A 15144-nucleotide genomic window follows, 5' to 3' on the forward strand; every position below is an offset into this window, starting at 1 on the left:
TATGAAAAAACAAGTTATTTACTTTTTAACAATTTTAGTAGCGCTTATCTCTTTAATAGGACTTTTATTAGAAGAAGCCGCATATATGTTTGATCCCAACGAACCTAAAATCAAAGAAATTCTTGAGTTTAAGAATAAGGAATTCGATGTTTTGTTTTTAGGAAACTCAATAACACAGCAGGGTATTAATCCTACTATAATTGATTCCTCTTTAAATGTTAACAGTTATAACATGGCAGTTGGTGGAGGGAATATCTTTGAGAATGAAATACTTTTAAGACATTATATTAAATCAAACAAAAAACCTCAAAAAATTATTTATGGATTATTTATTAATGAGAGTAGATGGGGGGAAAATCTACGTCCAACAATTATTCATGGTATTAATAAAGACATATATCAAACCTATGAAGAATATTTTGAAAATCACAATATTCCGATAGATTATTCTCTTCAATTGTACAACAAATTTTCAATATTCAGACATCGCTCCGTAATTGAACATATTTTAAAATACATTATTGATTCAAAAAATAGAAACTATACCTATTTAAAGGGATTTGTTAGGTCCACAATAATTAATAAAATGCCTGAAAAGTTAATGCCTCACACCAGTGGAATTAACATAAACGCTCTCAAATCTTTTGATACTTTCTGTAATAATGAAGGAATAAAAGTCTGCTATGTTGAGCTGCCAAATTCGGAGATATTTAATAAAACAACACTAAAAAGGAGTACAACAATAGCAGAAATAAACAAAGTAATAAGTGATTCTTTAATGTCTTTTAACCTGAATGTAGACCATTACACAATTGATGACTGGTCCGGTTTGAATCACCTAAATGTAAAAGGTGCAGAGAAGTTTACAATTGCTTTGGCTAATCGTTTAGAGCATCAGAAATAGCTAAGTTGGTTTCAATTTAATTTTGATTGAAAAACAACTATATACACTTGTTAAAGTACAATACGTTAATAATAATTAACTATTTAAGTTTTAAGCTTTATTTCACAATAAAATGGCAATCATACTATTATGGGAAGTCGCTTTTTTTGGACAATTCTATACCTTAGTAAGTCTCAAATATTATACCGAGCTATAAGGTTGATAAAAAGTACCCTTTTAAAACAGATAATAGTCACTAGTACAATGAGAAATAGTGGCCCTAATCCTATTAAGGGCATCCGGTTAATAAATAAAATCAATCTTCTGTTTAAGAATAATCCACATAATGGTAAGTTTATTTTTCTCAATAAAGAAGTTATTTATAGCTCGAATAAAATAAACTGGAATGACCCAAATCAGGAAAAGCTGTGGCTTTATAATCTTCATTATTTTGATTACTTAATTCCATTATGTCAAAATCCAAACCAAGAGAATTTTGAAACAATTAAGAAAATTATTGGTGATTGGATTGACAAAAATCCAATTGGGCGTGGCAATGGATGGGAACCTTATTCGCTTTCCTTAAGAATCGTGAATTGGATATTCGTCTATTCTGCGTATAACAATTCTTTTAAAAAAGAAGAGCCATTTGAATCAAAGTTTCTGAAATCATTATATCAACAGGCAAATTATCTTACTTATTTTGTAGAGTACCATATTCAAGCAAATCATTTATTTACAAATTTTAAAGCATTGGTCTTTGCGGGACTATTTTTTAATAATCTAAAATGGCTAAATATGTTTGTCCCCAAAATTATAAATGAAATTAAAGAGCAAATTCTTCCTGACGGCGGACATTATGAAAGAAGCCCCATGTATCAAAATATCATCATTACAGATTTTATTGATTTGGTGAATATTATTTATTCTTTAGATAAAACTCTCCCTGATAATGTTAAAAGTTTAAAGGAGTTACTTGAAGAAAAATTAAAGAAAATGATGGTTTGGCAAAACAGAATATTGCAGCCCGATGGAGAAGTACCGTTATTAGGAGATAGTGCTTTTCAAATCGCTTTAAAGTCACAATCACTTCAGCAATATTACGATCTGGTAGTTAAAAAAAAGTGGGGATCCGGGAAACAAAATCAAGTGTCCTCATTAACAAATTCCGGCTATCATGTTTTCAGATCAGACGACCAATATTTAGTTTTTGATACAGGGGAATTAGGCGTATCATATCAACCTGGCCATGCACATTGTGATATTTTGAGTTTTGAATATTCATATAAAACAGAACGCTTTTTTGTTGATACAGGTGTGGGAAATTATCTTGAAAATGAAGTAAGGTTAAAGGCCAGAAGTATCTATGCTCATAATACAGCTGTAGTAAATGAGATGGACCAGGCTCAATTGTGGAAAGCGTTTAGAATGGCAAAAAGGGTATCAGACATTTCTTCCAATAAGGATGAAAACTGGGTGGAAGGGAGTTATGAAAACAAAATTGACCGCGGTAGAAAATATCATCATTCCCGTAAAATTGAATTAATTGACCATAAGTTTTTTGCTTTGCAGGATACGATTTCATCAGCCAGGCTAACTAGCTTAGAATTTTTATTCCATTTAGCACCAGGTTCCAAAATCGATATTGAAAATAACCAGGCAAAAATAACAATCGGAAATAAAACTATTGTTTTAATTTGGGAATCAAAACTTAACCCGCAATTAAAGGATTGGTTTTATACACCGGAATTTGGAAAAATTATTCCGACCAAAATGCTATCCTTTGTACCAAAGGTAATAAAGGAAGGAACATATTCATTTATAATTTCTCCTTTTGGTAATCAAAAAGAAGCAAATGACTATTTTAAAGATAGTTTGAATTAATTATTGCAAAACTGTAGATTCTTCCTTTATTTAATCACACAATTTCATGTCCCAAAAATTAAATATTCTCTATCTTTCTCAATATTTCCCACCGGAGATGGGTGCGCCATCTGCCCGTGTTTTTGAACTTTCGCGCCGTTGGGTTGCGAATGGCGCTTCCGTTACCATTTTAACAGGTTTTCCAAATCATCCCACGGGAGTTATTCCAGACGAATATAAAGGGACTCATTTTCTCCGTGAGGAAAAAGAGGGCATCAGTGTTATCCGCACATATATTTATGCAACGGCAAATAAGGGTTTTGTAAAAAGAATATTCAGCTACATTTCTTTTATGGTTTCCAGTATTGTTCAGGGAACAAAAGCCTGTGGTAAACAGGATATAATTATCGCCAGCAGCCCACAATTTTTTGTTGGTATTGCCGGATACATAATTAGCCGTTTAAAAAGAATCCCCTTTATTTTTGAAATCCGTGATTTATGGCCAGAGTCTATCGTTCAGCTAGGCCTAATAAAAAATAAATATGTCATCTCTGTCCTGGAATGGATTGAAATGTTTCTATACAAAAAATCCGATCATATAATTGCTGTCGCCGATTCTACAATTGAGATATTATCAAATCGTGGAGTAAGCAAAGATAAAATATCGGTAATAAAAAATGGTGTTGATCTAAATCTTTTCACAGATCAGGGCAACCAAACTGCTTTAAAAGAGAAGTATGGTTTTAAGGACAAATTTATTGTTTCTTATATCGGAACACACGGGTTGTCTCACGCTTTGGATAAAGTCCTTGAAACTGCAGAGTTAATTAGGGATCAAAAAGAAGTGATGTTTTTACTTGTTGGTGAAGGTGCAGAGAAAGAAAAACTGCAACAGGAAGCAAAGCAGAAAAAATTATCGAATGTAATATTTGTTGATCAAATAAATAAAACCCAACTACCTGATTATTACGCATTATCCGATATTGTTCTTGTTACTCTTCGTAAACTGCCACTTTTCAAACATGTCATCCCATCAAAAATTTTTGAGATTATGGCAATGAAACGCCCAATAATTATTAGTGTGGATGGAGAAGCAAAAAAAATAGTTGAGGAGGCAGATGGAGGTGTTTTTGCAGAACCGGAAAACGCCGCTGCTTTAAAATTAGCTATTGAAAATCTATATCAAGAAAATAAAAAAAGAATTCAACTTGGGGAAAATGGCCGGGAATTTGTTGAGAAATATTTTAACCGCGATTTACTTGCCGATGATTATCTGAAAATCATAACGAAACTGCTAATTTAACTTGATAATTTGCGAGTATTCATCTCAATTATTTTCCCGCTTATATAGAAAACTCACAAAATATACCATGATCTGAAATGTTAGCAACTTATTAAATACTATAAAATAATTGGGATCAATTTAGTTTATTATAGGTTTTAAGGAACTCTAATCTCTATTCTTAAAGGAAACAATGGAAGCAACAAATCTTCAAAAAGCCAAACAGTATGAAAAGATAAATCTAGTTCTTTCCATTTTTAGCACAATCCTGTCAATCGTTATTCTAATATTATTTGTAACGCTTGGTTATTCTGCTCAACTTCGTGATGTAATTTCTGAATGGTTTGAAAATTCTTATTTACAACTTCTGGTTTTTCTGTTTAGTATCGGGTTAGGTTATTCGGTTATTTCTTTTCCTTTAAGTTTTTTTGGCGACTTTTGGCTGGAGCATTATTTCGATCTTTCCAACCAAACTTTTTTCGCATGGATGTGGGAGAAAATCAAAGGGTTTCTTGTCGGCCTTGTTCTAGGCGTTCCGCTAATCCTGGCCTTTTACTTCTTTTTACTAAACTACCCTGCAACCTGGTGGTTTTGGACCGCCACAATACTTTTTTTCTTCTCAATTATAATTGGCAAAATAGCTCCCCAGGTTATTTTTCCTCTGTTCTATAAGTTTGAAAAGCTCAATGATGAATCATTGCTTACGCGTATGAAATCTTTGGCAGAGAAAGGTAAGTTTTCATTGGAAGGTGTTTATCGTTTCGATATGAGCAAATCGACAAAGAAAGCAAATGCAGCTTTTACAGGAATGGGTAAAACCAAGCGGATAATTCTGGGTGACACGTTGATTGAGAAATTTAATGAAGATGAAATTGAAGGGGTTTTTGCACATGAGGTTGGCCACTATGTTCATAAACACATTATTCAAGGCGTTGTAGTTGGAACAATTAGCAGCTATTTAAGTCTTTATATCGCACATCTTGTTTTTAGCGAGATAATAGTAAAATACAATTTTTCAAGTGTAGCAGATTTGGCAGCACTTCCAATACTTTCATTGATCATCACGGTTATTTCTCTGATTTCATCACCCTTGTCTAATATGCTCAGCCGCCATAACGAACGACAGGCCGATACTTATGCTTTGCAAAATAGTACAAATCCTGCTGCATTTATAGAAGCTTTACAAAAACTGGCCGAATCTAACTTAAGTGATCCTGAACCGCATCCATTAATTGAATTCCTTTTTCATAGTCATCCTTCAGTTGCAAACAGAGTTAAATTTGCTGAAGGCGTATTAAACCAATAGACCCAGTTTAATATTTTTAAACAGATCTAAGACTTGATGAAAAATAAAACTGACAGCTCATTACTAAAAAAGATACTTTCGTATTTTAGCCAGGGAGTTTTAGTCTCAATTGTTCTGGTTACTGTTTTAGTAGTTGTTACGATCTTGTTATATTGGCAAACAAATGTTGTGGCCGATGGTGTCAAAAAATACATAAACTCTACACTTAGCGATTCCAGCCGGGTAAACTACGGATCTATCAAAGGTTCACTTTTAAATAATATCAAAATAGATTCTCTTCGTTTTGAAATTGACAATAAGATCCAGGTAACCGGAAAAAATATTTCCTTAAATTATGATCTCTGGCCCCTGTTAGATGACCAAATAAAAATTTCTAAAGTTTATATCGACTCCTTAAGTATCTCATTAATTCCCAAAGCCAGCCAGTCTAAAAAATCAAAAGAAACAAAAAATACAAAAGAATTTAACCTGGATTCGCTGCTTGCTGATATTCAAAATTCTCACTTTATAGATTCGCTTTTGGCCAAAATGCCACAACTGGAGTTAGATGAGTTTGAGTTGGTTACAGGCCATTTTGAAGTTGAAGATAAAAATCTGACTTTTGAAAATGTATATTTAAATGCTCTTTTAAAAACAGGTCCGGAAAGATTTAATTTTGAACTTAATAATCTTAGCGGTTATTGGTATGAACGAGATTTGGAGCTGGAGAGTCTTCAATTTCAGCTTGTTGGCAGGGAAGGGCAGGTAACATTAAACAAATTTTTATTTGAAGCGGGTAACTCCAGGATTGTATTAACCGGTGACTTAGAAATTGAGAGCATGAAGTCTATTTTTTCCGTAGAAGAGTTTCACATTGATTTTAGTAATTTTTCCGGGTTTGTTCCTGCTTTTGAAAATAGTGGTGAAGCCGATGGTTCGCTGACCTTTATCGGTTCTCCGCAAGATTTTACGGTTGATGCAGACTTTAAAGGAAACTGGCAAAACCATGTTTTGAATAAGCTACAATTGGTTTCATCGTATCAGTTTGGGAAGATTGAAATTGACACTCTATTTGTTGAAAGCAGCAGCGGCCAACTATCGTTTCAATCAAAAATAAATCCGGCAAAAAGTGCAAAGGGGGCACTAACTTTTAAACAAATAAAACCCAAAACAATAAAAACTGAAATTGGCGAGAGTGAATTAAACGGTCACTTAAATTTTGATTTTCCAACAGGCGCGTTTGATATAAACAAACTTACCAAAACCCTAAAACGGTTAACCGGCAGCGGTGATTTGGTTATTTACAAATCGTATTATGATAATTTTAAGTTGGATTCTCTGCGCTTTGCCCTGGTTGCAAATAATGGCAATATTGAGATTGAGCAACCGTCTTTTTTAAAGATTGCCAATCAGGCCAGGTTTGACATTTTTGGTGAATTGGATCGCGATAATCAACTGGACTTTCAAATTCATACGGCATTGGGTGATTTGAATAACCTGACATCAGCTTTGGGTATGGATAGTTTATACGGATCGTATTATTCGGATTTCAGGGCCTTTGGTGATTTGAAAAATCCACAAATCCAGGGTGATTTCTGGATAAATGAATTTCAATTTAAAAAAGTTTTTCTGGATAGTATTTCTCTTGATTTACAACTATCAAATGTTTTGACAATGCCAATTGGTTCAGGCAATTTCAATATTACAAAAGGTTTGGTTTATGATATACCAATCAGAAATGTAACTTTGAATGCTGTAAAAGACAGCTCAAAAATTCGTGTTTATAATGCACGTATCTTTAGCGATGACAATTATTTTGAAACAACTGTTGATATAATCCCAAAGGAAAAAAATATTGAAATTGCCATAGACCGTTTAAGAATGGAGTACGAAAAGTACTGGCTGGAAAACAGACGAAACATTAATCTGACTGTTGATTCAGTAAATGTGTTATTTAATGATTTCAATCTAACCGGGCCACGTGATACAAAATTTATAGCCAATGGTAATTATGATATTTTAAATAATGATGTCAATTTAAACCTTGATTTGAAAAGTTTAAACCTCGAGCCATTTCAGCAATTTTTTGGTGAAAAACATACCGTTGAGGGAGTTCTAAGCGGGCAATCAGAATTAAAAAATGTTTTATCTGAGCCCAATATAACGCTGAACATGGACGGGCAAAATATAGCTTACAACCATGTTGCGATAGGAAATTTTAAAGCAGACCTGCAATATGATAAAAAAAACGTTTTTGTAAAGGAACTGTTTATTGAATCGGATAGCACCAAGCTTTCTGTTGAAGGTGACTTGGCTTTTCAGTTTGACAAGAAAGCAAGCCAGATACTCGACCTGATCCGTGATACTGAAACGCACTTAAAAATAAACTGGGCAAATATCGATCTTCAAAAATATAATCCAATCATAAAAATGAAAAACCCATTACGCGGGCAGTTGGATGGTTATCTTGAAATTGAAGGAACAGTAAATGATCCTTTTATGCGTCAATCGTTAAATATGAGTGGGTTTAAATATGGTGATTTTAAAGTAGATTCGCTTGTTATGTTTGGGCAATACAGTGGCGGCTACTTAATTTTGGATAGTTTAAGCGGAGATTTTAATGAAACCTCTTTTAGCTTAAAAGGCTATCAGCAGTTTGATTTGGGCCTTGGTAGTGAAGATACGGTTTTTAATGATAATCCATTTGAGTTTTATCTTGTAAGCAATGATGACAAACTTGAGTTTGTTGGCTTGTTTAATGATCAGCTGGAGGCAATTTATGGCGATTATACAATTGAAACTTATATTTCCGGCACTCCCGAAAAACCGTCTATAAGTAGCGGCACTATTAAACTTGATGATGGAAAAATCCTTTTATCACGTGTGAAAGATCCAATTGAAAATGTAAATATTGATATTGCCATTGAAGAGAACGTGCTGGCAATAAATGCTTTTTCGGGAAAATCAGAACAGGAGCAGGATTTGCTGCAAAGCGCTTTTTCCTATTTACGATTACTTTGGTCCTGGATGCTTCCTGAAGAAAAGGAAAAGGGCACACTGTCGGTTGAAGGAACAATAAATCTTGAAAATATATTAAGGCCGGATATTGATCTTGGCATTAAAATGAATGAGTTTTTTGTTGACTATTTTGTTGAATCTACAAAACTCCCTGTTTCAACGGACAATCTGAAAATAAGCGGCCAAGATACGATTTGGGTTACCGGAAACCTGATGCTTCCATCCGGAGAATATGAAGTAAATCTTGACCAGATGCAGAAAAATATGTACTTGGCAAAACCTACTACCAAGGCTAAAAAACCCTTTATTGCCATGAACCTGGAAATTGAAATACCGGGTAACTTTGTGGTAACAAGTTCTGCGCTGGATTTGCAGAATAATTTTAAAATTGTCATGGGTGGTAATTTACAAGCCAGCCGTACAGCCGGCTCAGATAATATGGCTTTGATTGGCGTTCTTGAAACAGAATCCGGCAAATTTACTTCTTTTAACCAAAGTTTTAACGTCACATCCGGAACAATAGATTTTAATAATCCGGTTCGTATCAATCCGGATTTGAATATCTCTACTCAAAAACGAATGAAAGACAAAGAATTTGAATTGATAATCAGCGGCAATCTGGAAACAATTCGCCAAAACATCATTGTAAGAGATGAAAGTGGCCAGGAGCTAAACCTTCCACCGCAGGATAAAATAGCTTTACTTACACTAGGTGCAGATATTTCAAGTGTGGCCAGCAAAACAGATTCCACCATTCGTGGAGTTGGAGAAGACGTGGCATCCAATGTTATGTTGACTGCGGCTGAGCGTGGTGTAGAAGAATTGACAGGGTTGGATAAGGTGGAAATCAGCTCCAGCGATAAACTACTTGATCTGCAAAAACTGAAACTGAACAACGGCTTAAAACAGGCTTCAATCTCTTTCGGAAAATATTTAACAAGTGATTTATATGTGGAATACAGGACTCAGTTTGGAAGCGGTGTACCAACCCCAAAATTAAGCTGGGATGCGGGCAATAGAATTACCTTACAGTATCGGCTGAACAAAGCCTGGAGCCTGGAGAGCCATTACGAGAAAACAGTTGATAAAGGCAATAATAAAATCCAACTCGGCCTTTCCTGGGAATACTCGTTTTAGATTGAAGATTGATAATTGAAAGATTGAATATTAAAAAAACAGATCTGGGTGATTCCTGAGCTTGTCGAAGGGGGAAACACAATTCTTTAAGAATTAAATTCAATGAAAATTACACATATAATTTTAACAACATTTCTTTTCTGTACAATTATTTTCGCAGAAACAGAAGTAACCAAAATATCCTTCAAACAAACATCTGCTTTCGATGATGATGATTTGATCAATATTATTCATTCTGAAGAAGATGAAGAGTTTGAACCACGCCTTATAAAGTTAGATCAAATCCTGTTGAATAACTATTTTCGTAAAAATGGCTACTTGCTGGTTGAAGTAAGTGACAGTCTCTTTTTTTCCAGAAATCGCAAAGAGGTTCAAATAAAATATATCATCGATCCTGGGCCGCGCTACTATTATGGCGGTGTAAAGTTTGAAGGCGTTAAAGAGCTGAGTGAAACAAAACTGGAAGAGCACTTTGAAGGAATAGAAATCGGTTCACCTTTTGATGAAAGCGTGGTGATTGAAGCGCGTAAAGGTGTTGAGAATGAATATTACAATAAAGGCAAACCTTTCGCAAATGTAACATCGGACTATAGGTTTGAGCAAGATTCCCTGGTATTTGCATTTTTGCAAATCGAAGAAAACCAGACCATTTATATAAAAAAAATCCAATATTTCGGGTTGAAGCTGGTTAAAAAATTTCTTATTCGTCGTGAGCTTGAGATAAAAAAGGGCGATGTCTACAATCGTGAAGCGATGGAAAAATCCCAGCAAAATATTTATGGTACCGGTCTGTTCCGCTTTGCGCGATTAGAGATTGACCCGATTTCGGATGATCCTCAAAATGTTGTTTTAAAAATTGTTGTTCAGGAGCGCGATGCAAAATGGATTGGTGCTAATTTTGGAATTGGCCACGAACAGTTTTATGGCAGTACAGGAGAAATTACTCTTCAGGGTGGTCATAGAAATATTTTTGGTACGGCACGGGCTGCAAGTGTTCATATAACGCCATCGTTTTTATATGAATTTGAGAATAACAAAATTATAAATGCGGAAAATAAAATAGCCTTTAAATTTGTTGAGCCTTGGATTGGAAATACGCGCACACCGGGCATTTTTCAAATTTCTTACCACCAATACCGTTTGCCAAGTAGTGGCGATTTTAACTTGCTGCAAACATCGTTTGAGATTCATCATACCTTTTTTAATGATATTGAAATCAGCGGGACTATAAGCGCCAAATTTTTAGATGAGCTTGATACAGATTCAATAAAAGTAGATTTAACCGGAATTCAATCCGGCCAGGCAGAAATTTATTCTATTTCAACGTACGCAAAAAGGGATACCAGGCCCAACCTGTTTAATCCTACAAAAGGCTCTTTAACAGATTTTAGTTTAAGTTTTTCACAAAGTAACAGTACAAACGAGACAAACCGTTTTTTTACAGCTGTTGCATCCTGGTCTCGTTATCAACCGTGGCGCATAACCTTTGGCCGCAATAAACTACACTGGACTTTGGCCTCAAGGATAAAAAGTGGCGCCATTTTTGAGGTTGGCAAAAATAAGTCCATTCCTATCAGTGAGCGGTTTTATGCCGGCGGTGCAACAACTGTTCGCGGTTATTCAGAACAGCTTTTAGGGCCGGTAGCTTCCTTCGATAGCGATGGGCATATTGATGCTTCCACTGGTGGTAAGCTTTTGATGTTGGCAAATGTTGAGGCGCGAATTCCACTATTTTGGTTGCTTGTGGGCGAAGTGTTTGTAGATGCCGGGAGAGTTTGGCCGGATATAAGCAGCTTTAAGTATGAACATATTCGGTATACTACAGGATTGGGTATTGCCATTTTAACACCGCTTGGCCCTGTGCGTGTTGATTATGGTTATAAGCTCAACAAACGTCCCATTGATGCTGATAATTACGCCATCCACCTTGGAATCTATTTCGCTTTTTGATAGATAGAAAAAAAGTCATTTTTTTAGAACTTTTTATTTTAGCCAAAGTAGAAAACTGCTTTATGAGAAGGATCAAAGCTAAATCCATTCCCTATATTCTTTTGTTGATTTGAACATAACACAATCTTAAATTAACGGCTGTTATCAAAACTAACGTTCTATTGGAGGCCATTTAAATGAAATATCTTTTAAGTCTGACAGCTCTTGCACTAATCATTTTTGCTTGTTCAAGCAAATTAACAGAGCAGGAATATTACAATAAAGCCAAAGAAGCTTACTCTGCTCAAAAATTTGATATTGCGGTGAATAATTTTAAAGCGATTGCAGAGAATTACCAGCAAGGCAAACACCATTCAGAATCACTATTTATGTTGGGTTTTATATACGCCAATGACTTAAAAAATCTCGATGAAGCAAAAAAATATTATACTGAGTTTGTAACCAAATATCCAAAACATGACCTGGCGGATGATGCAAAATATGAAATAGAAACCCTGGGCAAGGATATTAACGAGTTACCAATTTTTCAAAATGCAACGGCCGATTCTGTTGTAGAAACTCCTGCAAATTAGTGACGTCTGTTTTAGGCACATCAAAGTTTAAAATAAAGTAAAAAAATAAATGAAACGGTTTAACTTTAAAACCGTCCAAATCTTGACCTGGGCGGTTTTCTTAATTATTACATCTTCGCTTTTAGCACAAAACGATCCCACATCCAGCCAAATAAATTTAAGAACAATTTTGGAAAACGAGAATGTTCCTCTAAACCAGGAGGTTGTTTATCATGTAGAACTTTCCTGGAAAGGCGATCTTGACCGTTATAAAATTAGTGATATTGGCGATCCGGTAATCTCAAATCTTACCTTACGCGGAAGTGGTTCATCAAACCAGCTTGTAACCGATATTGATGGCAACCCGAAATCTATTCGTCGCGTTACATATTACTTTAAAGCCATAGAAATTGGGATGGCTTATATAGATGGGCTGACAATTCAATACATCGATACACAATTGAACAATAATGAAACTCTGATAGCGCAGCGAATTGGCATAAAAATAGGACCGGCCATCGCAGGTACGGAAGAAGAGTTTATGCCGGGAACAATTATGCTTTGGCTCTTGTTAGGTGGATTCATTATTGCCCTGGTTTACTTTTTATTGCGTTTTATGCAAAGAAGAAAAACAGATGAGTTGGAAAACGTTGAGATAACCCTTGAACAGAAATATCTCAGTCTGCAAAAGGATACGATCCACCTCGCCAACGGTGTAACAAATGAAAATATTTCGGCACTTAAAAAATTATTAAACAGCTTCATTGCCGAACGGTTTTCGATTTCAGATAATATTGATTTATCTACTGTGGTTGAAAGATTAACACAATTGAAAATTCCGAAAGAGATAATCGATAAAATTGAGTCACTTTATTCAAAAGCCGAGCTTGCCAGTTTTGCCGGAGAAAAAATCGATATGAGTGATCTTCACATGTTTTACGATACAATTGAGCAAGCTTTAAAGTTGGCAGAAAATAATGAAACAAAAAGTTAGGAGAATCAGGAGCATTTATGAACCCGGATATTAAAGCAATAAATGAAAAAGTAGAACAGGAAAGTGTTTTTGTTGAAAAAATAAAATCAGAGGTTTCAAAAGTAATAGTTGGCCAAAACTATATGATTGAGCGTTTGCTTATCGGCCTGCTTTCTAACGGGCATATTCTTTTGGAAGGCGTTCCGGGATTAGCGAAAACCTTAACTGTAAAAACCCTTTCTGAAACCATTAAAACAAAATTTCAGCGTATTCAGTTTACACCCGATTTGCTCCCTGCAGATTTAATCGGGACATTAATTTACAATCAAAAAGATGGTGCTTTTACAACCAAGAAAGGGCCATTGTTCAGCAACCTGATCCTGGCGGATGAGATAAATCGCTCCCCGGCAAAGGTGCAGAGTGCACTTTTAGAAGCAATGCAGGAACGCCAGGTAACAATCGGTGAAAATACTTTTCCATTGGAAGATCCATTTCTTGTTTTGGCAACTCAAAATCCTATTGAACAAGAAGGAACCTATCCATTACCCGAAGCACAGGTTGACAGGTTTATGCTGAAAATAAGTGTTGGCTATCCTTCAAAAGATGAAGAGTTGGAAATTATTCGCCGTCAGACAAAAAAAGAAGTGGCCACTGTAGAGTCAGTTATTTCTCCTGATGATATTTTGAAAGCGCGCAATGTTGTAAAAGATGTTTATGTAGATGAAAAAATTGAGAAATACATTATCGATATTGTTTTTGCCACACGTGAACCACAAGAATATGGTTTATCAGAGCTTAAAGATTTAATTACTTTTGGTGCAAGTCCAAGGGCATCAATTTCATTGGCTTTAGCTGCCAAGGCGCATGCCTTTTTAAATGGAAGAGGTTATGTAACGCCAGAAGATATTCGGTCAATTGGAATGGATGTAATGCGTCACAGGGTCATTTTATCTTATGAAGCCGAAGCGGAAGATATGAGCACAGAAGATGTTATCCGTAAAGTGCTAAACAGGGTAGAAGTACCTTAGGATTGATGATTGTCGATTGAAAGATTGTATATTAAAAGAACGAACCAACGATCTAAATAATTAAAAGAAGCCAAAATAATAGCGAGTTTTCAGCATCTAAAAACAAGTATCAAGTATGACAGTTTTAATAATCAGCCTAATTTCATTTGCAGTAGTTGCAGTTGCTGTGGCCATTTTCTTTTTTTTGAAATCTCCGGCACCAAATGCATTGGGGCAAGAACAACTATCTCCTGAAGCAAAAACAAGGGAAATCCTAAAAAAAGTAAAACAGATTGAGGTTTCAACAAGAAGTGTTGTAAATGAAGTTTTCTCCGGAGAGTATCATTCTGTTTTTAAAGGCCGCGGGATGGAATTTGCCGAAGTTCGTGAATATCAGCCTGGCGATGATGTGCGCACAATAGATTGGAATGTTTCTGCAAGGAGCGGACATCCATTTGTAAAAGTTTTTGAAGAGGAACGCGAACTCACCGTAATGCTGTTGGTTGATGTTAGCTCAAGTGGGAATTTTGGCACGGCTGAGCAATTCAAGCGCGAGATTGCTGCTGAACTTTCTGCAGTGTTGGCTTTTTCTGCCATAAAAAATAATGATAAAGTCGGGCTAATGATTTTTTCTGATAAGATTGAAAAATTTATTCCGCCACGTAAAGGTAAAAAGCACGTTCTGCGCGTCATCCGTGAAATACTTTTTTATAAACCGCAGGATTCCAGTACGGATTTGAATGTTGCCCTGGAGTATTTAAGCCGCATAATAAAACGCAAAAGTACAGTTTTTCTGATATCCGATTTTCTTACTGAAAACTTTGAAAAATCTCTGCATGTAGCCAATCGTAAGCATGATATAATTGCCATTAGTATTACAGATCCGCGTGAAGTAACTTTGCCAAATGTCGGGCTGATCGAATTACAGGATGCTGAAACAGGTGAAAGTGTCACGGTTGATGCTGGCGATGCAAATATCCGTAACGCCTTTTACCAAACTGCTTCGCATCAGCGTCAGGAATTGACCGGATTATTTCGTTCAATCGGTGTGGATCATATAGATGTACTAACGGATCGTTCGTATATAGAGCCGATAACACGCTTTTTCAAAATGCGGGAACGAAGGCTCTCTGCATGAGAAATCTCTTGTTTCAAGTTTCGTGTTGCAAGTTACGAGGTGAGTTCATGAAATTGG

At 35.5% G+C, this 15144-nt stretch carries 10 protein-coding genes; all 10 read left to right on the plus strand.

Translation table 11 applies throughout. From position 1 onward, the window contains the following. The first annotated feature begins 1 nt into the window (after position 1). The 10 genes from HND50_00195 to HND50_00240 all read left to right on the plus strand — a co-directional run bounded on the left by HND50_00195 (position 2) and on the right by HND50_00240 (position 15087). Positions 2-904 (plus strand): hypothetical protein, encoded by a 903-nt coding sequence (locus tag HND50_00195; GenBank protein ID NOG43623.1) that lies wholly within the window; start codon positions 2-4, stop codon positions 902-904. Positions 905-1147: 243 nt separating this feature from the next. Next, positions 1148-2767 carry an alginate lyase family protein gene (locus tag HND50_00200; protein NOG43624.1) on the plus strand — a complete coding sequence of 540 codons (1620 nt, stop codon included), beginning with the start codon at positions 1148-1150 and terminating at the stop codon, positions 2765-2767. A 46-nt stretch (positions 2768-2813) separates the two neighbouring features. Then, a complete protein-coding gene (locus tag HND50_00205) occupies positions 2814-4049 on the plus strand; it encodes a glycosyltransferase family 4 protein (GenBank protein NOG43625.1) in 1236 nt (411 codons plus the stop codon). A 172-nt stretch (positions 4050-4221) separates the two neighbouring features. Further along, the gene (locus HND50_00210) at positions 4222-5334 is read left to right on the plus strand and encodes a M48 family metallopeptidase (GenBank protein NOG43626.1); all 1113 of its coding nucleotides are present in this window, start codon (positions 4222-4224) and stop codon (positions 5332-5334) included. A 36-nt stretch (positions 5335-5370) separates the two neighbouring features. Continuing rightward, complete coding sequence (locus HND50_00215; protein ID NOG43627.1) at positions 5371-9468, plus strand: hypothetical protein; 4098 nt, start codon at positions 5371-5373, stop codon at positions 9466-9468. 102 nt (positions 9469-9570) lie between these two features. Next, the gene (locus tag HND50_00220) at positions 9571-11418 is read left to right on the plus strand and encodes a BamA/TamA family outer membrane protein (GenBank protein ID NOG43628.1); all 1848 of its coding nucleotides are present in this window, start codon (positions 9571-9573) and stop codon (positions 11416-11418) included. A 176-nt stretch (positions 11419-11594) separates the two neighbouring features. Further along, entirely contained in the window at positions 11595-11990 is a 396-nt protein-coding gene (gene bamD / locus HND50_00225; protein ID NOG43629.1) for an outer membrane protein assembly factor BamD, read from the plus strand. 49 nt (positions 11991-12039) lie between these two features. Continuing rightward, a complete protein-coding gene (locus HND50_00230; GenBank protein ID NOG43630.1) occupies positions 12040-12963 on the plus strand; it encodes a hypothetical protein in 924 nt (307 codons plus the stop codon). A gap of 17 nt (positions 12964-12980) precedes the next feature. Beyond that, the gene (locus HND50_00235; GenBank protein NOG43631.1) at positions 12981-13970 is read left to right on the plus strand and encodes a MoxR family ATPase; all 990 of its coding nucleotides are present in this window, start codon (positions 12981-12983) and stop codon (positions 13968-13970) included. Between the two features lie 115 nt (positions 13971-14085). After that, positions 14086-15087, plus strand: coding sequence for a DUF58 domain-containing protein (locus HND50_00240; GenBank protein ID NOG43632.1), 1002 nt, complete (start codon positions 14086-14088; stop codon positions 15085-15087). Positions 15088-15144: the final 57 nt, after the last annotated feature.

Source organism: Calditrichota bacterium, from assembly GCA_013112635.1.
Lineage (GTDB): Bacteria > Calditrichota > Calditrichia > Calditrichales > J004 > JABFGF01.

Coding starts and splice junctions, on each gene's coding strand:
- HND50_00210 (NOG43626.1), top strand. CDS start 4,222: ATGGAAGCAACAAATCTTCAAAAAGCCAAACAGTATGAAAAGATAAAT.
- HND50_00195 (NOG43623.1), top strand. CDS start 2: ATGAAAAAACAAGTTATTTACTTTTTAACAATTTTAGTAGCGCTTATC.
- HND50_00205 (NOG43625.1), top strand. CDS start 2,814: ATGTCCCAAAAATTAAATATTCTCTATCTTTCTCAATATTTCCCACCG.
- HND50_00220 (NOG43628.1), top strand. CDS start 9,571: ATGAAAATTACACATATAATTTTAACAACATTTCTTTTCTGTACAATT.
- HND50_00200 (NOG43624.1), top strand. CDS start 1,148: ATGAGAAATAGTGGCCCTAATCCTATTAAGGGCATCCGGTTAATAAAT.
- HND50_00230 (NOG43630.1), top strand. CDS start 12,040: ATGAAACGGTTTAACTTTAAAACCGTCCAAATCTTGACCTGGGCGGTT.
- HND50_00235 (NOG43631.1), top strand. CDS start 12,981: ATGAACCCGGATATTAAAGCAATAAATGAAAAAGTAGAACAGGAAAGT.
- bamD (NOG43629.1), top strand. CDS start 11,595: ATGAAATATCTTTTAAGTCTGACAGCTCTTGCACTAATCATTTTTGCT.
- HND50_00240 (NOG43632.1), top strand. CDS start 14,086: ATGACAGTTTTAATAATCAGCCTAATTTCATTTGCAGTAGTTGCAGTT.
- HND50_00215 (NOG43627.1), top strand. CDS start 5,371: ATGAAAAATAAAACTGACAGCTCATTACTAAAAAAGATACTTTCGTAT.